The organism is Agrobacterium sp. CCNWLW32, assembly GCF_037083425.1.
GTDB classification, from domain to species: Bacteria; Pseudomonadota; Alphaproteobacteria; order Rhizobiales; family Rhizobiaceae; genus Agrobacterium; species Agrobacterium radiobacter.
Window position 1 is genome coordinate 265,977 of the sequence record NZ_JBAOJM010000003.1, and the last position, 20,897, is coordinate 286,873.

Below are 20,897 nucleotides of genomic sequence, written 5' to 3' on the forward strand. Positions count from 1 at the left end.
TATTTCCGCCCGGATTTAGAATTTCTGGGTCAGGGAGATTTTGAAGGTGCGGCCTGCTTCCGTATAGAAATCGACCGGCTGGTTGACGGTGCTGACGGAATTCGGGTTCACGTCGCGGACGCCGACCCCATTCCAGTATTTCCTGTCGAACAGGTTGTAGATGCCGGCCTGGATGCGCAGGCCCTTGGTCTGTTCCGGCTCCCACCAGCCGGTCAGGTTGAAGACGCCGTAGCCGGGGGCATCGAAGGTGTTGGCCACCCTGTCGTCACGCACGCCGGACGAGAAGACGCCGGTCAGTTCCGTACCCCAGACATCCTGCGCATAACCGACGCCGAGGACGGACTTGAACGGCGCGACCGTGCGAATGAACTCGTTGGTATCGGTGTCCTTGCCATAGGCGTAGGCAAGCGAGGCATGGGCGAAGAAGCCGTTTGCGAGATCCTTGCGGACCTTGGCTTCGACACCGGAGATTTCGACATTGTTGCGGTTGCGATAGGTGAAGAGCGATCCGTTGCCCCTGCCGCCGAAGCCGGGGAACAGGGTGGTCGAGGTCGTGTATTGCTCGATGAAGTTCTTGTACTTGTTGTGGAACAGCGTCAGGCTTCCGGTAAGGTCGCCGGAGGCATAGTTCGCGCCGATTTCGAAACCATTGCTGGTCTCGGGGTTGAGGGCGGAATTGCCGACAACAGCGTAACCGGAGCTGATGTTGGAGAAGTTCAGGTACAGTTCGTTGATCGTCGGGGCACGATAGGCCATCGACCATTGTGCGAAGAGCTGCAGTTCCGGGGTGACGTCGTAAGTTGCAAGAAGCTTCGGCGAGAAGCGCGAGCCGCTGTTGCCGCTCGGCAGGCCGAAGGTTCTGTAGCCGCCATTGCTGGAAACCGAACCGTCAGGGTCGTAGTCGTAGGAATCGAAGCGCAGGCCAGGGGTAAGACGGAAGCCGTTGCCGAAGGCGATTTCGTCATCGAGATAAAGGCCGAGGCTCTTGCCGCTCACGTCAGGCATGTCCGATTGCGAAGACGAGGTCGATCCGGCCGTATTGGCGAACAGTTCCTGGCTGAAATCGGTCGTCATGGCGTTGCCGCCGAAGCGGACTGTGTGCTGCACGCCGCCAAGCTCGAAACCGGATTCGAGGCCGCCGACGATGCCGAATGCGCTATTGCGCATGCTGTCTTCGCGAATATAGAGCGAATTGTTGGTCAGGCGGTCGCCCGCGCCGGACTCCTTGGAAAGGCGCGTCCAGTAAAGCGAGAGATTGGCGGCGTCGATCACGCCGTCGGTCGAGGGCGCCTCGTATTCATAATCGAGCGATACGCGGTCACGCTCGGTGTCCTCGTAGCCCCGGTAGTCGCCGATCCGGTAGGTCGATCCCGATACGCTGACGCCCTGCAGGGTCCTCATGTCGCTGCGGTCTCTCAGCGAATAACGCTCGGCCGTCAGCCCGATGCGGTGACCGCCTTCAAGATCCTGGCGGATCTTGAACATCAGGTTGCTTTCATAGGTATCGGCGGGGTTGGGCTTGGTGCGGCGCGTTCCGTAGACGTCGGCCGTACCCTTGTTGTCCGTCTCGTTGCCGCGCTTGTAGGAACCCTGGAACAGGACCGAGGTGTTCTCGATCTTCTTGGCGACGGCGATCGATCCGCCGACACTTCTGTCTTCGCTGTCATAGGTGGTCTTGGCCACACCACCCCAGTCCCTGCCTTCGCCGATCAGGTTTTCCGGCTCGAGCGTGCGCAGCACGAGCGCGCCGCCGAGAGCACCGGAGCCGATGCGGCTGGAATCGGCGCCGCGCACCACATCAACAGTCGAAAGCGAGGAAAAATCGAAGCTCGAATTCGTATCACTGAGAGTGGTGGTGGCCTGGCCCTGACGGGCGAAATTGTTGAAGTAGGGAACAGGAATATTATCGATCAAAGTGACGACGCGCGCGCCGCCGAGGCCGCGAATGAACAATCCGCCGGGCCTGCCGGGCTTGGCATCCACGTAATCGACGCCCGGTTCCGTGCTGTTGCCGAGGTCCTTGATGCTGGCGATGTCCTTCTTGCGGATGTCTTCCGCTGTGGTCTGGCTTGCCAGCGGCGTGTCGGCGACGGCATTGGCGCTTTTGACACGCTTGCCCTTGACCACGATCTTTTCAAGCGCGGTGGTGCCGTCCGCCTGCGAAGCGGCATCCTGTGCCCGTGCGGGGCCGGCAAGCGGCAGGAGAGAGATGGCAGTGCACAGAAGCAACGCAGACTGCGTGCGCGAAATGGACATGAAGTACCCCCAGGTAGGCGCGCGAATGGGCCACGGCGTGCGAAAGCACGCCGCGTTTGCCGCCGCGGCTGAAACTGTTTTGATTGTTACGGGCGAGCCGATAAGCGAGGACTAAAAAACATGATGATAACTGTCAACATATTATATATGACTTTTTACATCATGTTTTAAAGCATAACGGTATGTTGCAAAAATACGACGCCTATCCTCGGCGGAGTCCGGCTGGTGAATGGGTGCGAAAACGCCGCGATACGGTCAAAGTCCCGACATTGCCGCTTGCTAGGATATTCGCAGCCAGTTTACATGGCGAAACAATAAACAGATTATTAATCGGATACGGAAATGAAGTCTCTTGAACTGCTCGTCGAGCGGATCATTCTCTCCAGCCGCTGGCTGCTTGTGGTCTTTTATCTCGGGCTCGTCGCGGCGCTCGCGGTTTATGCATTTTCCTTCATGCTCAAGTTTCTGAAGGTTGCAAAAAACGTCTTCACTTACGACGAAGCGGATATGATCCTTGCCATGCTCGGGCTGATCGATGCGGCGCTGGTCGCCAGCCTGATCGTCATGGTGATGATCTCCGGTTACGAGAACTTCGTCAGCCGCTTCGACGAGTCGGATGCCGAGGTTTCGTTTCTGGGCAAGCTCGACTCGGGCAGCCTCAAAATCAAGGTCGCGTCGTCGATCGTGGCGATTTCATCGATCCACCTGCTGCAGATATTCCTCAACGCCAGCCAGTATACGGACAGCCAGCTGATGTGGTTCACCATCATTCATCTGGCTTTTGTCGTCTCGGCGGTCATGCTCGGTTTCCTCGAAAAACTGATGGCAAAGCCGAAGGACAAATCCGAAAAGCCGGTGCTTTGATCAGGATGGTCCAGCCGATATGAAGGTCGCAATCCCGTCCTGGCCATGCTGCATGTTTCTCGCTCCGGGCAGCGCGTCCCGGCGCGGCGAGGGCGCGTGAATGGCGAAGACGGAGCGCCAGGCCAGACTTTGTGACGATCTGTCGGCTGCGGCCGACAAATCCCAATGGCTGGAGGCGCTGCGGGAGGTGATGCGCGCCTTCGGTTACGCCTATGTGACCCTGCTGCGGTTACCCGGCGGCCAAAATGTTTATGCCTTGCCCACGGTCGTTGAAAGCAGCCTGCCGATCTGGGTTGTGAATGCGATGACCAAGGATGGCGCACTTGGGGATTGTCCCGTCATCAAGCGCGGCGCGTCATCGATGATGCCGCAATATTGGTCGCTGCAGGACCCGGATATTGCCGGTGGACCGCTGCTGCATGCGGCGGCCTCGCTAAGCAGCATGGGCATTACCTCCGGTCTCATGGTGCCGGTGCACGGCATGTACGGCAACCGGCATCTGATGAATTTCGCAGGCGATCGCGATGTCCTGCCGCAAGCCTCGCTGAACGAGCTGAGCATGATCGTGCTGCATGCGCTGGAGGTTTATGACCGCCTTTGTCGCGCCAATTCCAGGGGTCCCTCGCCACTGACGAAACGGGAACTCGACGTCGTGCGCTGGACGGCGCAGGGAAAGACCTCCGTGGAGATCGCCGAGCTTCTCTCCATCTCGGAACATACCGTCAATGCCTATATGAACAACGCCATCCGCAAGCTCGACTGCGTCAACCGCACCCAGCTCGTGGCCAAGGCCATACGCCTTGGCCTGATAGACTGATCGATCCTGTCGTCCGGGGGAGGCCTCTGCCCTACCGGTCGAGAACCGAGCGAAGCTCGACGAGATTAGAGCGCACCCGCAAAACGTAAAATCCCATGGTGGCGAGGTGCGACGGCATGATCCAGCCGCTTTCCTCACCATTGGAAATGATCGCCGGCTGGATGCGCAGCGCCGCGCGGGTTTGCAACAGCGTGTCGTTCCACAGGTTGGTCAGGTTACGCTCGCGGATGACCTGTGCGAAGTCCGATCCAGCGGCGGAAAGCACGCCATAATAGCCGTAGAGCTGGCCATAAGCGAACCAGAAACGGTCATCGGCGCGGGTGTCAAACCAGCCGCCATTATAGTTTTCCGAACGCTCGCGCAGGATCGCCGATGTCGAACCGATGTCGCCGGCGATACGGTCGATGAACTGGATCAGGTTGTCGGCGCGGGTATCGAAGACCGCCTTGCAGGCCGTGAGTTCGCCGTTGAAGGCCTGGAAGCTGCGGATGGCGGCGCGGTAATAGCTGGGGGTCGGCGTCTTCGGGCCGAAGGGATCGAGACCGAAATACCAGGAATATTCGCTGAACTGCATGTTGCCGCGCGCTTCCTGGAGATTGTTATTGATGCCGGAGGTTCCGCGCACGCGGCCGAGCGTATCCACCAGTTCAACAGAGGTGCGGCGCACGGCCTGGTTTACACCGCGCTGGAACGAGGCCTTGTTGTCCAGAAACGGCGTGCTGTCCCAGTCCATGCCGAAGAGGCCGAGACGATAGAGCAGCATGGAGGAAATCCAGGCGTTCTGGTTGACGTTGAAATCGGTGAGATCCGCGGCGGCGTCGACGATGGCCGAACGCTGGCAAACAGGCGCGGATGTGTTGGCGGCGGCACCCGTTGCGCCGGCGGGCGAAGTCGGGCTGGCGGCCGGCAATTCCTGTCCGGGCGGCACGGTACGTTCGGCAAGCTTGTAGCGGGAAATGTAATCCGGATCGAAATTGCTCCAGACCTGCGTTTGCCAGACGAAATATCCGTAAAAGCCGGCAAGCAGGATGAGAACCAGAGCGATCGGGCCCTTGATGATCCAGTTGCGGCCTTGATACCAGCCATGGGCAGCCATGAAGGGCCACAAAAGCCAGGCGACGAGAAGACCGGCGGCCCTGCCGATGGCGCTGAAGGCTGCCTGAATCCAGGCGGTGATCCGGTCGATCATGTCGTCATAGTCTCCTCTGCCCGTGGGGCTGGACGCCGGAAGAAAGAACCTCGGTCCGGCCGCACCCTTCGGCGCTTCGTATAAACCGCGGTCATTTACTGTCTTCCAGATATGTCCCGGTCAACCGGGATACAACATGATTGCGAAACTTTTCTCAACCTGCGGTCCGCGCCGGCCGTTATGGCTTTCCACACCGATTGTGGAACAACGGCCGCCGCGGAACCGAAGGGATATGCGGTTAGAGGCCGAGCTTGGCGATCTCGTCATTCAGCCGGTCGCGCGCCTTTTTCGGCAGTTTGCCGTTCTTGACGGCGTCCAGATTGGCCGGTGCCGCATCGCCAACGACGACGAGCGCGATCATGCCCATGCCGAGATGCGGTGTGCATTTGACGACGTAGGCGCCTTCCTTCTCGACAGTCACCTTCACCGTCTCGTTCATCTTGCCCTTGAAGTCGGCGACACCCTCAGGGATCATGTCCTTCACGGCTGCCGCATCATGACCCTTGTCGACCGGGACGAAGGTGATGACGTCGCCGATGGCGGCCTTGACGGTCGCGGGTTCGAAAACCATCGCCTGGCCGTCGCTGCCCTTGTTGAGCATCTTCACTTCGATTTCGGCAGAAAGGGCGGGAAAGGCGAAAAGACCTGCGAGAATGGCGAGGCCGGCGAATTTGGCAGTTCTGTTCTGCATAATTTTGCTCCTGAGAGAAAGCACATCCACGCGAATGTGTCGCTGTCGTCTTAGCCCGGGAGCAGGGCAGCCATCTTTGCGGAAAATCAAATGCGGCAACCGGACGCAGATGCTCACTCGCCCTTGAACGTCTCCACCCAGTGGCGGCGGCAGAAGGAAACATATTTCTCGTTGCCGCCGACATCGATCTGCGCGCCTTCGGTCACGACCTTTCCTTCATTGTCGAAGCGGGCCACCATCGTTGCCTTGCGGCCGCAATGGCAGATGGTGCGGATTTCGCGAAGCTCGTCGGCAATGGCGAGGAGTTCTTTCGAGGCAGGAAAAAGCTTTCCCTGGAAATCCGTGCGCAGGCCGTAGGTCATGACCGGAATGTTCAGTTGGTCGACAATCTCGGCAAGCTGCCAGACATGGTGTTCGGAGAGGAAATTGGCCTCATCGACAAAAACGCAGGCGACCGGCCCTTCGGCATTGTGGGCCGATACCTCGGCGAACAGGTCGGTATTTTCATCGAAGGTCAGGGCGTCGGAGGAGAGGCCGATGCGCGAGGCAACGCGACCGACGCCCGCCCGGTCGTCAAAGGCCGCCGTGAAGATCAGCGTGCGCATGCCGCGTTCGTGATAATTATAGGACGCTTGCAGCAGCATGGTCGATTTGCCGGCATTCATCGTCGAATAATTGAAATAGAGTTTTGCCATTATCCACTCCCGGAGCACCCGCGTTTGAATGCTCCAACCTCTTCAATCGGCACACCGCGCCTCACAAACCGGTTCCGGTTCTCCAGCCGATGTTGCATACAGCGTCTTTTGACGAGGAAGACGCGGATTGAAAAGTATGGCCGTGGGAAAAACACAGATTTCTACGGCCTGCCCTTTTTCGACATTGCACCGCTGAATACCGACATTTTCACCATTTTGTCGCAAACGGTGGGCCAAAGCACGCAAATGCACGCGAGTTGATTGTGTCCGGCAGATATTGATAATGGCAAGGGAACGAAAAAACAGGGAGCAAGCGATGTTTGCAAATAGAAGTCGCTGTCTGGTCTTGGCCGCAGCAATCTCCTCCATGACGTTCAGCGCGGCCAGCGCCGCCGAACCGGCAAGTTGCGGCACGGTGCGTTTTTCCGATGTGGGCTGGACCGACATCACCGCCACAACGGCGACAGCCACCGTCCTTCTGAAAAGCCTTGGCTATGAAACGGACGTCAAGCTTCTCTCCGTCCCCGTTACCTACACGTCCCTCAAAAACAAGGACATTGACGTCTTCCTCGGCAACTGGATGCCGACCATGGAAGGCGATATTGCGCCTTATCGCGAAGACAAGTCTGTCGAGACGCTTCGGGAAAACCTGACCGGCGCCAAATACACGCTGGCGACCAACGCCAAGGGCGCCGAACTCGGCATCAAGGATTTCAAGGATATCGCCGCCCACAGTGCTGATCTTGGCGGTAAGATCTATGGCATCGAACCCGGCAATGACGGCAACCGCCTGATTCTCGACATGGTGACCAAGGACAGTTTCGGACTGAAATCATTCGAGGTGGTCGAATCGTCCGAGCAGGGCATGCTCTCCCAGGTGGCCCGCGCGGAAAAATCCGGCGAGCCGATCGTCTTTCTCGGCTGGGAACCGCATCCGATGAATGCGAATTTCAAGCTGACCTATCTGACCGGCGGCGACGAGGTCTTCGGCCCCAACCTCGGCGGCGCGACGATCCATACCAATGTCCGCAAGGGTTACGTCGAGGAATGCCCGAATGTCGGCGCTTTCCTCAAGAACCTGCAATTTTCCCTGCCCATGGAAAACGAGATCATGGGCAAGATCCTGAATGACGGCCTTGAGGGCGAGGCGGCTGCAACCGCCTGGCTGAAGGCCAACCCGGCGGCGATCGAACCCTGGCTCGCCAACGTCAAGACCAAGGACGGCAGCGCCGACGCCCTGCCCACCGTAAAGAAGGCTCTCGGCCTTTAAACCGCAAGACTATGCATGACTGCATCCGGCCTGCATGGCAGGCCGGATCAGCGGGAAATAACGATGCCCATGCATGACCTTGCCTGTGAATTTTCAGACATTGAAGGTCATGCGCCAGCACCGCGTCCGGCAGTTTTATTGCCGGCCGTCATTTCTGCATTGGAGCAATTCCGGTAAAACGGGATGACGATGCTCCATTCCTTTGTTGTCTGCGCAATTCCGGACGCAAAACCGCTACGCATTTTTGCTGGAATTGTTTTAATTCACGAAAGGTCTTTTCTTACCGTGGAATGGCTCAGCGCTCCTGAAAACCGCCTGCCCGTCGGCCGATATGCCAAGGAGGCCATTGACTGGCTGACCGGCAATCTCGCTTTTTTCTTCGATTGGCTTTCCTTCATTTTCCAAAGCGTCATCAACGCCCTGCTTTATGTGCTGCAGGCACCGCATCCGCTGGTCATCGTCGTGATCTTGACGGCGCTTTCGGCCTGGACGCGCCGCTCCGTCGGCATGCCCATCTTTACCGCGCTCGGGCTGCTGCTCATCATCAATCTCGGCTACTGGAAAGCGACGACGGAAACGCTGGCGCTGGTCATCGCCGCCAGCGCCGTGTGCATGATCATCGGTATACCGCTCGGCATATTGGCGGCCCGACGCAAGTGGATCTATGCCGGCATGCGCCCGGCGCTGGATCTGATGCAGACCATCCCCACTTTCGTCTATCTCATTCCGGCGCTGGTGCTGTTCGGTCTCGGCATGGTTCCGGGCCTCATCGCCACCGTCATCTTCGCCATTCCGGCTCCCGTGCGCCTCACCCGCCTCGGCATCGTCTCGACGCCGCCGTCGCTGGTCGAGGCGGCCGTCGCCTTTGGTGCGACGCCTTCGCAAGTATTGCGCAAGGTGGAGCTTCCCTTCGCCGCACCGCAGATCATGGCCGGCCTCACCCAGACGATCATGCTGTCGCTGTCGATGGTGGTCATTTCCGCGCTGGTGGGCGCCAATGGTCTCGGGGTGCCTGTCGTGCGCGCCTTGAACACCGTCAATATCGCCATGGGCTTCGAAGCGGGACTGTGCATCGTCATCCTGGCGATCGTTCTCGACCGGCTTTTCCGCCTTCCCGGCGCGGAGGATGATCTATGAGTGACGCCATCATCTTCGGAAATGTCGATATCGTTTTCGGCGACCGGCCCGATGCGGCGCTGCCGCTGATCGACAAGGGCAGCACGCGGGACGAGATCAATACCGAAACCGGACTGGTTCTCGGTGTCGCCAATGCCTCGCTCTCGGTCAGCGAAGGCGAGATACTCGTGCTGATGGGGCTTTCCGGCTCCGGCAAATCGACCCTGCTCAGGGCCGTCAACGGGCTTGCGCCCGTGGTGCGCGGCAATGTCGGCGTGAAGACCAAGTCCGGCTATGTCGATCCCTATCGCTGCCCGGCGAAATCGCTCCGCGATCTGCGCATGCACACGGTTTCCATGGTCTTCCAGCAGTTCGGTCTTCTGCCCTGGCGCAATGTGGCCGACAATGTCGGCTTCGGGCTTGAGCTTTCCGGCGTGCCGGAAGCCGAGCGCAAGCGCATGGTGGCCGAGCAGCTGGAACTGGTCAATCTCTCCGCATGGGCCGACCGCAAGGTGGGAGAGCTTTCCGGCGGCATGCAGCAGCGTGTGGGGCTGGCGAGAGCGTTTGCCACCGGCGCGCCGATCCTGTTGATGGACGAGCCGTTCTCGGCGCTTGACCCCCTCATCAGAAGCCGCCTGCAGGACGAGCTTCTGGAATTCCAGAGCAGGCTGAAGAAAACTATCCTCTTCGTCAGCCACGATCTGGACGAGGCCTTCCGTATCGGCAACCGTATCGCCATGATGGAAGGCGGACGCATCATCCAGTGCGGAACGCCGCAGCAGATCGTCAAGCAGCCGGCCACGCAATATGTCGCGGATTTCGTGCAGAACATGAACCCGATTTCCATGCTGACTGCTGCCGATGTGATGAAGCGGGGCGTGGACGAACGCAACGGCCAGATGAACGTCGCCGCCACCGCCCGTCCATCATCGCCGCTGATCGATATTCTCGATGCGCTGTCAAAAAACTCCGGAGCGATCGGCGTCGTCGACAATGGCGCGATCATAGGCACGATTTCCGCAGATGAAGTCGTGGCAGGGCTGACGCGTCACCGCAAAAAATAGTGATTCGCCCGTCTGAAAAAAGAAAGGGCCTTCATGGAGGGCCCTTTTTCTGTTTCTACAAGATCTTTGCAGCGCAAGTTATACCTTCCCACGGTAGCAAAGAATATTTTTGATATCACAAGTTATGCATGAAAATAATTACTAATAAAAATCATATTGCAAACTTAGAGAAAATTGCGCAAAGTTAATCTAGATTCTTTAGCTCGCTGCTAAATTTAAGGTGGTAATAGATTGTCACCCCAAAATCCGGCGCCGGGTGTTAAGATTGAAGCGCTCAAATTTTGATCGTTTATTGCTTATAAATACTGCTGCTAATACATGTTTTTATCCTTAGACTGTGAAAAAACGAGCAAAAAGCTGATAATTTTATCACAATATCTTAAGTAAATAACCGATGAAGAATAGTCTTTGAAAGGGACACGATATAAGCAAGATTTAGGTATATACAACGTATCAACTGAATTATAAAAACACCTTTTGGAACACCTATAATAGCCACCATGACCGTCTTTTTCGACTGTCATCAGGAGACTTGAGCGTATGGATAACCAATCTCTGTCGGAACATAGCATCGCCGCTGCAGACTTGCTCTCAGCTATGGCGAATCCAAAGCGCCTGATGATCTTGTGCACGCTGGTGGATACGGAAGTGCCGGTTGGTGTTCTCGCTTCACAGGTTGGTCTCAGCCAGTCCGCTCTCTCGCAGCATCTTTCGAAGTTGCGTGCCCAGCGACTAGTGAAGACACGACGCGATGCGCAGACCATCTACTATTCCAGCAACTCCGAATCCGTGAAAAAAATCCTCGCCTCCCTCGAGGAAATTTACTGCCAGGCGCAGAAGAGCAGCAAGACCGCAGCCTGATCCCACGGCCGTGTTAAGGTCCGGCAGCATCACTCCATTGAAACCGGCGCACGACGCCGGTTTTTTCTTTTCGTCGGCTTTCGCTGTAGTGCATCCAGGCACAGAGATTGAGGGCTGGTATCGGCGTGGTATTCAGCCCGTCGCAGCAGATTGTATCTGCTGCTTGAGGCGGCTTGCCGCAGCCGCATATCCGCCGTCCGCGCCATCCACGAAATGCATATGGTCCCTGGAAAGCGGGGACGGCACGATACAGGTCATCAAGGCGGCATCCTGTTCGTGCAGGCCGTAATAACAGCTTCCCGATAGGCGACCCTGTTCGAGCCGCGTGCGGATTTTTTCGAGCCGTGAGGCGTCGATATCCACCGTCATCTTCAGTCCGTCATCAAATTTTCTGAAATCAGTATTGCTTGCGACCGAGCGCCGATAGCGCACCGCATTGAACGGTCCGAACGACAGCCCCGTCACGCTGAGAAGATTGACGAGCAGGGACTCGCCGAGAATGCGAAACGAGCGGCGCATCTTGCCCCAGACATCGTGATAGGCAGCCCCGGCCCGGGCTTCCAGACCGAGACCCTCACCCACGAAACCGAGTTTTGGGCCATCCTCCGGCACGGGATGGCCGTGTCTTGCGTCCTGCTCGGCGAGATCGACGAGATCGATGACCAGCTGGCGGAATGCAGGCATGTCCCGCGACGGCCCCGGCACGGCAATGATCGATACCACCTTGCCGCGGGTGGCGGGAATGGGGTTCCAGCGACAGGAAAGTCCCGTCAGGTCCGGGCGCTCGCCTGCTTCGGCTGCGGGCAGGGCATATTGTCCCTCCTTCATCCGGGCTTCCGCCCAGCTGTTACCGCCGCCCGAAAACATGGCGTAGGAAACATCCTCGCTTGCCTGAAAGCGGGCGACGCGAATATCGAAACCATTCTTGCGGATATCTTCGACGGGGACCAGGGCCACGCGCATTGCAAGATCGAGGTCATCCTTCACCCAGCGCTGCACATTCGAAAGTGCTGCACGCGCCACAGGCAGCCCCTGGGGCGGTACGGCAACGGCGGCGCCGTCGCCGCCGAAAACGAAGGGCAGGTCGTGACGTCCGAGACTGTTCGAAACGCCTGAAATGACCGCCGCACCAGCCATGTTGACGGCCTTGTATCGGCCAGTACCGATCGCCGCGGTCGAATCAACGATATCGGCGATGGCCAGCCCCCATCCCGGCGGCAGGGCGCGATAAAGCGCCGGGTCGGCCACGTCTTCAAAATGCCGGAAGACGGGAAGGCCCGCCAGAAATTCTTCATCTGCTGCGATCATGGCGTATTATCCTCCAGCGGCGGCCAAACGCCAAGCGTTTACGGAAGGTCGATTTGTCCGTTCAGACGGCGCAATCACGGCCGATCCGGCGAATGATTTACCGCTAATAGACCTAATCCAGCAAAGTGACTTGCATAAATCATCAAACCTTCCGTATGAGTTGAGTGGAAGGCTCGGAATTCAAAAATGGAACGAGTTTTCGCCGGGAGGCGTCCGATAGTTTCATTCGGTCGGCGCCCATGGCGCTCACCGGGTCCGCGACCCCCTTTAAGGAGACACCAGGATGAAACTGAAGACATTGACCAGCGTGACGCTCGCAGCGTCCTTCGCATTCGCACCCCTTGCTCATGCCGAAATCATCATCGGCCTGATTGCGCCGCTCACCGGTCCTGTCGCCGCCTATGGCGACCAGGTCAAGAACGGCGCCCAGACGGCAGTCAATGAAATCAACAAAAAGGGCGGCATCCTCGGCGAACAGGTCGTGCTGAAGCTCGCTGATGATGGCGGCGAGCCCAAGCAGGGCGTTTCCGCTGCCAACCAGCTTGTTGCCGAAGGCATCCACTTCGTCGTCGGTCCGGTGACGTCGGGCGTCGCCATTCCGGCATCGGATGTCTTTGCCGAAAATGGCGTCCTGATGGTGACGCCGACGGCGACCGCGCCGGGCCTGACCAACCGCGGCCTTGCCAACGTCTTCCGCACCTGCGGCCGTGACGACCAGCAGGCCGAGGTTGCGGCGAAATATGTTCTTTCCAACCTCAAGGACAAGAAGATCGCCATCATTCACGACAAGGGCGCTTACGGCAAAGGTCTGGCAGACTCCTTCAAGGCGACGCTGAATGCCGGTGGCGTGACCGAAGTTCTCTATGATGCGCTGACACCAGGCGAAAAGGATCTCGGCGCGCTGACGGCTCGTCTGAAGTCCGACAATGCCGACATCGTCTATTTCGGCGGTTACCACCCGGAAGCAGGTCTTCTGGTGCGCCAGCTGAAGGACATTGGTTCCAAGGCTGCCGTTATCGGCGGTGACGGCCTGTCCAACAGCGAGTTCTGGAACATCGGTTCGCAGGCTGGCGAAGGCACGATCTTCACCAACGCTTCCGACGCGCTGAAGAACGACGACTCCAAGGCTGCTGCCGAAGCGCTGAAGGCCGCCAACATTCCGGCGGAAGCCTTCACGCTCAACGCTTACGCTGCCGTTGAAGTCCTGAAGGCCGGCATCGAGAAAGCCGGAAGCGCCAAGGATTCCGAAGCGGTCGCCACGGCCCTGAAGAGCGGCGACGCTTTCCCGACGGCAATCGGCAAGGTCACCTATGGCGAAAACGGCGACCTGACGTCGCAGGCCTTCTCGCTGTTCAAGTGGCAGGACGGCAAGATCGTCGCAGCCGAATAAGCTGACTGTACCGGCCGCACCTGTTGCGGCCGGTTTCATTTTATGGGTCCGAAAAGAGGTTGAGGCAGCATGGGTGATGCCGGGACACAAAACGCTGGAGACATCAGCTTCGAGCGGATATTCCCGATCGTCAGGATATTCGACGAAGCCAAGGCGCGGGAGTTCTATGTCGATTTTCTCGGTTTCGAGGTCGATTGGGAACACCGCTTCGGCGATAATTTCCCGCTCTACATGCAGGTTTCACGGGCCGGAATGGGCCTTCATCTCAGCGGTCATCACGGTGATGCGACGCCGGGCTCCAACATTTTCGCTACCATGCGCGGCGTTCACACCTATCAACAGGAACTGGCGGCGAAGGATTATCGCTTCCTGAAACCGGGTGTTGAAGAACTGCCCTGGGGCGATGTGATGGAAGTGACCGATCCATTCGGCAACCGCATTCGTTTCTGCGAGCAGAAGAGCGAAGAGTGATGCTTTTGGCGTGAGCGCAATGCCCTTGACCTTGTGCTCCGTTTGAACGATAGAACGCTCAAATAGCGAACCGCGCGCACGGAGACCCCGTGCGCGCGGTTCGTGCGTTTTGGCAGTCGGTCATGCAATTCGTTCGCATCCGCACGGGGGCAAAAATGAACAGTGAAGGCAATGCGCTGGTAAGGAAGCTCGCATTCTGGAGCATTCCGCTTTCTTTCGGTGTGCTGGGCCTCAAACTCGTGGCCTGGTGGGTCACGGGCTCGGTCGCGCTTTTATCTGACGGTCTGGAATCGACCGTCAATGTGGTCGCGGCCTTCATCGCCTATTTCGTCATTCGCTATGCGCAGAAGCCCGCCGATGACGACCACCAGTTCGGCCACCACAAGGCAGAGTATATTTCTGCCGTCGTGGAGGGTGTGCTGATCGTGGTTGCCGCGCTCCTGATCGTACAGGAGGCCTGGGGTGCTCTTTTCAATCCGAGGCTGCCGGAAGCGCCGGTTCTCGGTCTGGTCATCAATGCGGCGGCGGGTGCGATCAATGCTGTCTGGGCTACGATCCTCATTCGCGTCGGCAAGAAATATGCCTCACCGGCGCTCGCGGCTGACGGCCATCACATCATGTCTGACGTCGTGACCTCGGCAGGCGTTCTCGTCGGCCTCGTTCTGGCGCTTTTTACGGGTTACGCCATTCTCGATCCGCTGCTCGCCATTCTGGTGGCCGTCAACATCCTCTTCCAGGGCTCGAAAGTCATTCTGCATTCGCTTGGCGGCTTGATGGACCGTGCGGTGGAGCCGGAGGAGGACGAGGCGATCAAGAAGGCGATCGCGGAAAATTCCGGCGGCGTCATCGGCGTGCATGATCTTAGAACCCGCCGCGCCGGTTCGGCCGCTTTCATCGATTTTCACGTCGTCGTTCCCGCCGTCATGACGGTGCGGGAGGCGCATGATATTTGCGACCGCCTTGAAGATGCCATAAGGGACGTCATACCGGGCGCCAGCCTTGCCATTCACGTCGAGCCGGAAGGCGAAAAGGCGCATGGCGTCAAAGTGATTGTTTAAATAAACAGGAGTTTTCCATGTCCGTGACGGATGTTTCCGGCCTGTCGCAGCTGGGCACGAAGGTCGATACGCCAGAGAGCCCGGAGAAGGCTGTTCTCGAAAAAGTGCCGAACGGCAATGCCGGCACCGATTATGTCGTGCGCTTCACCGCGCCCGAATTCACCTCGCTTTGCCCGATGACCGGCCAGCCGGATTTCGCCCATATCGTCATCGATTACATTCCGGGCGATTTCCTGGTGGAGTCGAAGTCGCTGAAGCTGTTTTTGCAGTCCTTCCGCAACCACGGCGCATTCCACGAGGATTGCTCGGTCTATATCGCCAAGCGGCTGGTAGAACTGCTGCAGCCGAAATGGCTGCGCATTGGTGCTTACTGGTATCCGCGCGGCGGCATTCCGATTGACGTGTTCTGGCAGACCGGACCGGCGCCTGAAGGCGTGTGGCTGCCGGATCAGGGCGTTGCCACCTATCGCGGCCGCGGCTGATCCGGCTGTTTATGTGATGCAAGGTTCAGGCGAACGAACCGTCGTCGCCTGAATCAGCATCCGCATCATCGGCGCTGTCGTCGTAATCGGCCTGCTGGATATCGTCATCGTCGTTATTCTGCGGGCTTGCGCTGTCGCCGTAATAGTTGTTGACGACGGTTTCCTCGACGGGTGCGTTGCCAGCGGCATTGCCGCCGCTGAAGGGCGAGCCAAGGCCGAGCGACGACATGTGGCTGCCGAAAATGCCGCTCAGCGAATTGGCCAGCAGCATGCCGCCCGCAACACCGGCAGCGGTGCCGAGCGCGCCTTGCAGAAAACCACCGCCTGAACGTCCACCTGCGGCGGCCTGGCTCCATGGGCCACCGGGCTGCTGCTGATTGGCTGCCGCTCCCCAAGGGCCGGCCGTCTGGCCGGCGGTATCGTTGCGCCATGAGCTCGGCGCGGCCGCAGGGGCTGGTGCCGGTGCGGGTGGTTGCGGCTGGCCGGTGCCGAAGATGGAGCTGAGGAAACCGCCCTGCGCCGCCGCCTGAGGGGCGCTATTACCGCTTTCCAGTGCGTGGATGCGGTCTTCGAGCTGTTTGATATGGGCTGCTGCCGCTTCCAGACCTTTTTCCTGAACGATCACCGCCTGGGCGAGATAATAGGGGGCTGCGGGTTGATCGCGCACGGCGTCTGCGATCAAAGTTTCCGCCTCGCGGTCACGCGGGGTGGCGGATGCGGTTTTGGTCCTGTCGAACAGGGCCTTGAGAAGCTGGCTTTCTTCCGGTGACATATGCTGCCTCCTTACCGTGAAGCGTAAATCCACGATAAGGAGGTAGGCCAGAATTCAGGCTTTTCAAAGCGGTCCAAATTTTAAATTTCGGTAATGATCCTCAGCCGCCAAAGGCGAGCGAGAGACCCGCAATCGCCGTCAGCGCGCCGACGGTGCGGCTTGCGGCCGAGCCGAAACGGGCAATGCCGAGGCCGAGCGCGATGCCGGCCGCATGCAGGATGGCGGTGGCGATCATGAAGCCGATGCCGAATTGAAGTGTGCCCGCGCTGCCGAGTTCACCGCCATGGGCATGGCCGTGGAAAAGCGCGAAAGCGCCGACAACGGCCGCTGCCGCTGCCGTGGGAAGCCTTGCCGCCATCGCAACCAGCAGGCCAAGGCCGATGACGGAGGCGAGAATGGCGGGTTCGACGAAGGGAAGGTCAATGCCGTAAACCGCCATCAGGAAGCCTGCGGCCATGGTGCCGACGAAAGCGGCGGGCACGATCCACAGCGCCTTGCGGTCGTTTCGGGCAAAGGCGATCTGCGAGGCCCAGATGCCGACGGCCACCATCGCCAGAATATGGTCCGCACCGAAGAAGGGGTGGGAGACACCGGCCATGAAGGAACCGTGTTCTTCCGGGTTCAGATGGGCGAAAGCGGGCAGGGTGGTGAGGCCGAGCGCGGCGGCGGCGAGGCTTAGTCTTTTCAGCATGGTTCCCTCTTGAAATTGTTGCCGTCAGCGGCGGGATCTTGGGCTTCCCGCGGCGGGCGGCGCTGCAATGAGGCGCTGACGATATCGCGAAGGCCAAGAGGCTGTCCATGCGTCATCTGCCGGGGGTGGTGTTTATTGTTGGCGGGCAAACCTTGCCTTTTTCGCTCATTGCCTTACGTAACAAGTCGCACTATGTCCGAAGGGCATGCATGAATTACGCTGGAGAGCCGTTGATGAACGAAGACGAAGACGACAAGAGCAAGGAACTGCCGATCGGCAAGGAAACGGAAGCGAATCTTTTCAAGTCGCGTTCGATCTTCATCTATGGCGGCATCACGCAGGAACTGGCGCAGAAGGTCTGCACGCAGCTCGTGGCTCTTGCCGCCGCCAGTGACGACGACATTCGCGTTTACGTCAATTCGCCGGGCGGCCATGTCGAATCGGGTGATTCCATCCACGACATGATCAAGTTCATCAAGCCGAAGGTCTACATCATCGGCACGGGCTGGGTCGCCTCCGCCGGTGCGCTGATTTACGTTTCGGTACCGAAGGAACGCCGCCTTTGCCTGCCGAACACCCGCTTCCTGCTGCATCAACCCTCCGGCGGCACGCGCGGCATGGCATCCGACATCGAAATCCAGGCCCGCGAAATCATCAAGATGAACCAGCGCCTGATCAAGATCTTCTCCAAGGCCACCGGCCAGAGCGAAGAAAAGATCGCCAAGGACATCGATCGCGATTACTGGCTCGGAGCGGAAGAGGCCAAGGATTACGGCCTCGTCGGCAAGATCGTCGAAAGCCAGTCGGAACTCTGAGTTTTCGATTTTCATTTGAGAAAGCCCGCATCGGTCAAAACCGGTGCGGGCTTTTTTCGTTCAGGCCGGCCTTACTTCATCATGTCGCAGGCCTTCATCATGTCGGCCTTTTTCATCTTGTCCATTTCCATACCGGCCTTGTCCATGCAGTCCTTCTTGCTGGCCATGGACATGCCATCCTTTTTCATGGTCTCGGCCTTCATGGCGTCGCTATGCATGGTGTCCTTCTTCATCGTATCGGTTTTCATGCTGTCGGCATGGGCGATGCCTGCGAAGGAAAGAGCGGAGAACAGGGAAGCGGCGGCAATGGCGGTAAGAATGCGGGTCATGAAGGGTCTCCTCTGGACGTCGTTGCATGTCCGCCGGCATTGTGCCGGGGCTCACGATTGTCCATTCGGGCGCGACCCGCCGCCCGTTACATCTTCACGCGCTTGTGACGACAAGTTCGGGCGAGATTTTTTTAAAGCCACTATGTAACAATATCCTGCCGACTGCGAATAACCCGATAGTGACGATGACAGGCAGCCTTTCGGAAGAGACATTAAAAATGCTGATGCTGCGTTCCCTCGATGGGGACGAAGGCGCCTACCGGCATTTGCTTCATGCCCTGAGGCGGCTGCTGATCGCCTATTTCAGCCGGCGCATGGCGGCCGCCTCCAGAGGCGATGTCGAAGATCTTGTGCAGGAAACCCTGTTGTCGCTTCACGCCAAGCGGGAGACCTATGACCGTGCAAGACCTTTCACGGCGTGGTTCTTCTCGATAGCGCGCTACAAGCTCATCGATCATTATCGGGGCAGGGGCGCCCGAATGCTGGCGGAAGTCGAACTCGATGAGACGCTGGAGGCGGAACCCTCCGTCGATGCGGTCATGGCCCGCATGGATGTGGAGCGGCTGCTCGACGACCTGCCGGAGCGGCAACGCGATCTCATTCGAAGAGTGAAACTCGAAGGCCAGTCAATTGCCGAAGCGGCGGAAAAATCCGGCCAGACCGAGCTTGCGGCAAGGGTCGGCATTCACAGAACGCTGAAAGTCCTGGCGGCGAAGTTGCGGGGGGACAGGTGAGGAAAACGGAAGACATCATCGAACAACTGGCGGGTGATCTGAAACCTGTCCCCGCTTTCGCGCTGGAGCGCAGGCTGGCATTCGCGGCATTGCCCGCGCTCGGCCTTTCGCTCGTGCTGATGGTCGTCATTCTGGGGCTTCGCGTCGACATGAGCGAGGCCATGACCGAGCCGGGTTTCTGGGTCAAATCCGCCTATAATGCCCTACTGGCCCTCATTGCATTTTTTGCCGTCATGCGTCTTGCGCGGCCGGAAGGCGAGAGGGGTTGCCTGTTTGTGTGGCTTGCGCTGATTTTTGCCGCCATGGCGCTGATCGCGCTCGTCCAGCTTGGATTTGCCGTGCCCAGCACCTACAGCACCCTCATTCTCGGATCGTCGGCGCTGCATTGCCCGTTTTTGATCGTTGCTTTCGCGCTGCCGCTGTTTCTGGCGAATTTCGCGGTTCTCAGGCGGTCGGCCCCCGCTGATCCCACGCTTGCGGGTTTTGCCGCTGGCATCGCCGCAGGTGCGGCCGGGGCGTGGGTCTATTCGTGGTTCTGCACCGAAAACGGCATGGCTTTCGTGTTGATCTGGTATTCCCTGGGCATTCTCTTGACCGGTATCATCGGCGCTTTCGCCGGTTCACGTCTGCTCCGCTGGTAAGGCAGGCATCCGTCTCGGTTGCCGATGCCGGCCCGGACATTGTCCAGAGCCGGCATTCTGTTTCGGTGGATTTCACTGACCCAGATTGGCGGGAATTGCGAATGCCGCAAACTGGGTGAACTGCTTGCCTGTGTTGAAATTGTCGTCGGAGGCGATGACAAAAAGCTGCTTGCCATCCACCACAGGGCCGAAGGCGAAGCTCTCGATATTGTCGATATCGAGGCCGAAATCGCCTTCGTTGATTTCAAACCAGGGTGATTTCGATACGGTAGCCACGGAAGCCGGATCGATCTTGTCCTTGCCGAGAATATTGTCGGCGCGGGACATGTCGACGATGAAGAAGCGGATGTGGTTGCCGACGCCGGAGGCGAAATTGCGCTCGACGGCGACAAAACGGCCATCCGGCAGGGCTGCAATGGCGGAAAGGCCGTTGTCGTTATATTTCGGCTCGGCGGCGGTTGGGGTCTTGGAGATCGCCTCGGTGACATAGACATGCTCGGCGACCGGTTTCAGCGTCGCCGTGTCGATGACGAGGATACGGGCCGGGCTGCCCGCCTGCGGCGTTGCCTTGGGGCCGTCCTGGATGAGAGCGTTTTCGGTGGCGGCGATCAGCCGGCCGGGCATCAGGGCCAGGCCTTCAAAAGCGAGGTTGTTCTGTACGCCCTTGGTCTTCGCGTCGTCGACGAGATAGGCGTCCGGCAGTTCCAGCCGCTTCACATTGCCGCCGTCGATGTCCGAGACGTAAAGCGCCGGCTGGTTCTTCAGGTCGCGTTCGGAGGACCAATAGAGCTTGCCGCCCTTGCGGTCGAGCGCGATGCCTTCCGCATCGATGCTCTTCGGCGCAAAGGCCGCGCCGGTCTCGTCTTTCAATTCATGGATGGCGGCGATGTTGAGCGTGGCGGCGCCTTCCGTTACGGCCAGCTCCAGCTCGTAATAGCGGGCCGGACCTTTTTCCACGCGATCATCGGAAATTGCGAAATAACGGCCCGTTTCGCTGTCAAAGGCGAGATCGGAAATGCCGCCGAAGGTAACGCCATTGATGGAGAGGCCCGAGGGAATGACGATCTGGCCGAGGAAGGCCGGCGCAGGCGGGGTCTGGGCAGTGGCGGGAAGAGCCGCAAAACAGCAGGCGGCAATGGTGACGATGCGGAGCATGGCGAGGGTCCCTCTCGTGGCGGATGACCTGTTGTGATGCGGGCAGGATTAGCGCCTCGCCGCTAAACTTTGATGACGTTTTCCATGCCGCCGTACCTGAAGTCTGGTGGCCCATCTTGCCAAGTCGCGTCTTTTTTGATCCTGAATATAACCACGCTTCATCCAAGGCGTGTCGCCATCCCCGGATTCGCGCATCACGCTTCAATTTTTCTGCCTGTCGCCAATGCA

At 58.9% G+C, this 20,897-nt stretch carries 23 protein-coding genes; 13 read left to right on the forward strand and 10 right to left on the reverse strand.

Translation table 11 applies throughout. The annotated features are described in order from the left end of the window. Positions 1-15: 15 nt before the first annotated feature. Positions 16-2,256, reverse strand: coding sequence for a TonB-dependent hemoglobin/transferrin/lactoferrin family receptor (locus tag V6R85_RS08605; RefSeq protein ID WP_112958657.1), 2,241 nt, complete (start codon positions 2,254-2,256; stop codon positions 16-18). Between the two features lie 342 nt (positions 2,257-2,598). Between V6R85_RS08605 and V6R85_RS08610 the strand changes: the two genes are divergently transcribed. After that, complete coding sequence (locus V6R85_RS08610) at positions 2,599-3,120, forward strand: TIGR00645 family protein (protein WP_004430114.1); 522 nt, start codon at positions 2,599-2,601, stop codon at positions 3,118-3,120. A 100-nt stretch (positions 3,121-3,220) separates the two neighbouring features. Beyond that, positions 3,221-3,937 carry a helix-turn-helix transcriptional regulator gene (locus V6R85_RS08615; RefSeq protein WP_004430116.1) on the forward strand — a complete coding sequence of 239 codons (717 nt, stop codon included), beginning with the start codon at positions 3,221-3,223 and terminating at the stop codon, positions 3,935-3,937. A 31-nt stretch (positions 3,938-3,968) separates the two neighbouring features. On the opposite strand, the gene V6R85_RS08620 is transcribed toward V6R85_RS08615, so the two are convergent. From V6R85_RS08620 to V6R85_RS08635, 4 genes are all read right to left on the reverse strand, one after another. Beyond that, positions 3,969-5,126 (reverse strand): DUF2333 family protein, encoded by a 1,158-nt coding sequence (locus tag V6R85_RS08620; RefSeq protein WP_004430117.1) that lies wholly within the window; start codon positions 5,124-5,126, stop codon positions 3,969-3,971. A 238-nt stretch (positions 5,127-5,364) separates the two neighbouring features. Beyond that, positions 5,365-5,817, reverse strand: a complete 453-nt coding sequence (locus V6R85_RS08625; RefSeq protein WP_060727445.1) for a pseudoazurin — start codon at positions 5,815-5,817, stop codon at positions 5,365-5,367. Positions 5,818-5,930: 113 nt separating this feature from the next. Continuing rightward, positions 5,931-6,512 carry a thymidine kinase gene (locus tag V6R85_RS08630; protein WP_004430120.1) on the reverse strand — a complete coding sequence of 194 codons (582 nt, stop codon included), beginning with the start codon at positions 6,510-6,512 and terminating at the stop codon, positions 5,931-5,933. Between the two features lie 42 nt (positions 6,513-6,554). Beyond that, positions 6,555-6,926: a hypothetical protein gene (locus tag V6R85_RS08635; RefSeq protein WP_162686907.1), complete on the reverse strand. Its 372-nt coding sequence runs from the start codon at positions 6,924-6,926 to the stop codon at positions 6,555-6,557. On the opposite strand from V6R85_RS08635, the gene V6R85_RS08640 reads away from it, so the two are divergent. From V6R85_RS08640 to V6R85_RS08655, 4 genes are all read left to right on the forward strand, one after another. Further along, complete coding sequence (locus V6R85_RS08640) at positions 6,829-7,782, forward strand: choline ABC transporter substrate-binding protein (RefSeq protein ID WP_060725174.1); 954 nt, start codon at positions 6,829-6,831, stop codon at positions 7,780-7,782. The genes V6R85_RS08635 and V6R85_RS08640 overlap by 98 nt on opposite strands. Before the next feature lie 285 nt (positions 7,783-8,067). Continuing rightward, positions 8,068-8,919, forward strand: a complete 852-nt coding sequence (gene choW, locus V6R85_RS08645) for a choline ABC transporter permease subunit (RefSeq protein WP_035212696.1) — start codon at positions 8,068-8,070, stop codon at positions 8,917-8,919. Then, positions 8,916-9,962 (forward strand): choline ABC transporter ATP-binding protein, encoded by a 1,047-nt coding sequence (gene choV, locus V6R85_RS08650; protein WP_004430131.1) that lies wholly within the window; start codon positions 8,916-8,918, stop codon positions 9,960-9,962. Before choW ends, choV begins: the two co-directional genes overlap by 4 nt. 540 nt (positions 9,963-10,502) lie before the next feature. After that, positions 10,503-10,823, forward strand: coding sequence for an ArsR/SmtB family transcription factor (locus V6R85_RS08655; protein ID WP_003524068.1), 321 nt, complete (start codon positions 10,503-10,505; stop codon positions 10,821-10,823). 132 nt (positions 10,824-10,955) lie between these two features. On the opposite strand, the gene V6R85_RS08660 is transcribed toward V6R85_RS08655, so the two are convergent. Further along, positions 10,956-12,131, reverse strand: a complete 1,176-nt coding sequence (locus V6R85_RS08660; protein ID WP_004430138.1) for a DUF3095 domain-containing protein — start codon at positions 12,129-12,131, stop codon at positions 10,956-10,958. A 283-nt stretch (positions 12,132-12,414) separates the two neighbouring features. Here V6R85_RS08660 and V6R85_RS08665 point away from each other — a divergent pair, with 283 nt between their 5' ends. The 4 genes from V6R85_RS08665 to queF all read left to right on the forward strand — a co-directional run bounded on the left by V6R85_RS08665 (position 12,415) and on the right by queF (position 15,532). Next, on the forward strand, positions 12,415-13,521 hold the full coding sequence (locus V6R85_RS08665; RefSeq protein WP_004430140.1) for a branched-chain amino acid ABC transporter substrate-binding protein: 1,107 nt from the start codon (positions 12,415-12,417) through the stop codon (positions 13,519-13,521). Between the two features lie 69 nt (positions 13,522-13,590). Then, positions 13,591-13,992, forward strand: a complete 402-nt coding sequence (locus tag V6R85_RS08670; RefSeq protein ID WP_004430143.1) for a glyoxalase superfamily protein — start codon at positions 13,591-13,593, stop codon at positions 13,990-13,992. Positions 13,993-14,147: 155 nt separating this feature from the next. Beyond that, a complete protein-coding gene (locus tag V6R85_RS08675; RefSeq protein ID WP_035212697.1) occupies positions 14,148-15,050 on the forward strand; it encodes a cation diffusion facilitator family transporter in 903 nt (300 codons plus the stop codon). A gap of 17 nt (positions 15,051-15,067) precedes the next feature. Further along, positions 15,068-15,532 (forward strand): preQ(1) synthase, encoded by a 465-nt coding sequence (gene queF, locus V6R85_RS08680; protein WP_004430149.1) that lies wholly within the window; start codon positions 15,068-15,070, stop codon positions 15,530-15,532. A 25-nt stretch (positions 15,533-15,557) separates the two neighbouring features. Here the strand turns inward: queF and V6R85_RS08685 are convergent, their stop codons facing one another. Then, positions 15,558-16,304, reverse strand: coding sequence for a DUF2076 domain-containing protein (locus V6R85_RS08685; RefSeq protein WP_004430152.1), 747 nt, complete (start codon positions 16,302-16,304; stop codon positions 15,558-15,560). 100 nt (positions 16,305-16,404) lie between these two features. Next, positions 16,405-16,995 (reverse strand): HupE/UreJ family protein, encoded by a 591-nt coding sequence (locus V6R85_RS08690; RefSeq protein ID WP_087744751.1) that lies wholly within the window; start codon positions 16,993-16,995, stop codon positions 16,405-16,407. A gap of 233 nt (positions 16,996-17,228) precedes the next feature. Between V6R85_RS08690 and V6R85_RS08695 the strand changes: the two genes are divergently transcribed. After that, positions 17,229-17,810 carry an ATP-dependent Clp protease proteolytic subunit gene (locus V6R85_RS08695; protein ID WP_003523060.1) on the forward strand — a complete coding sequence of 194 codons (582 nt, stop codon included), beginning with the start codon at positions 17,229-17,231 and terminating at the stop codon, positions 17,808-17,810. A gap of 71 nt (positions 17,811-17,881) precedes the next feature. Here V6R85_RS08695 and V6R85_RS08700 read toward each other — a convergent pair whose 3' ends face one another. Next, a complete protein-coding gene (locus tag V6R85_RS08700) occupies positions 17,882-18,139 on the reverse strand; it encodes a pentapeptide MXKDX repeat protein (protein WP_087744748.1) in 258 nt (85 codons plus the stop codon). 218 nt (positions 18,140-18,357) lie between these two features. Here V6R85_RS08700 and V6R85_RS08705 point away from each other — a divergent pair, with 218 nt between their 5' ends. Then, a complete protein-coding gene (locus V6R85_RS08705) occupies positions 18,358-18,873 on the forward strand; it encodes a sigma-70 family RNA polymerase sigma factor (protein WP_031233355.1) in 516 nt (171 codons plus the stop codon). Next, positions 18,870-19,514 (forward strand): NrsF family protein, encoded by a 645-nt coding sequence (locus V6R85_RS08710; RefSeq protein ID WP_004430161.1) that lies wholly within the window; start codon positions 18,870-18,872, stop codon positions 19,512-19,514. Before V6R85_RS08705 ends, V6R85_RS08710 begins: the two co-directional genes overlap by 4 nt. 72 nt (positions 19,515-19,586) lie before the next feature. Here V6R85_RS08710 and V6R85_RS08715 read toward each other — a convergent pair whose 3' ends face one another. Continuing rightward, entirely contained in the window at positions 19,587-20,669 is a 1,083-nt protein-coding gene (locus V6R85_RS08715) for an esterase-like activity of phytase family protein (protein ID WP_020808577.1), read from the reverse strand. Positions 20,670-20,897 lie beyond the last annotated feature (228 nt).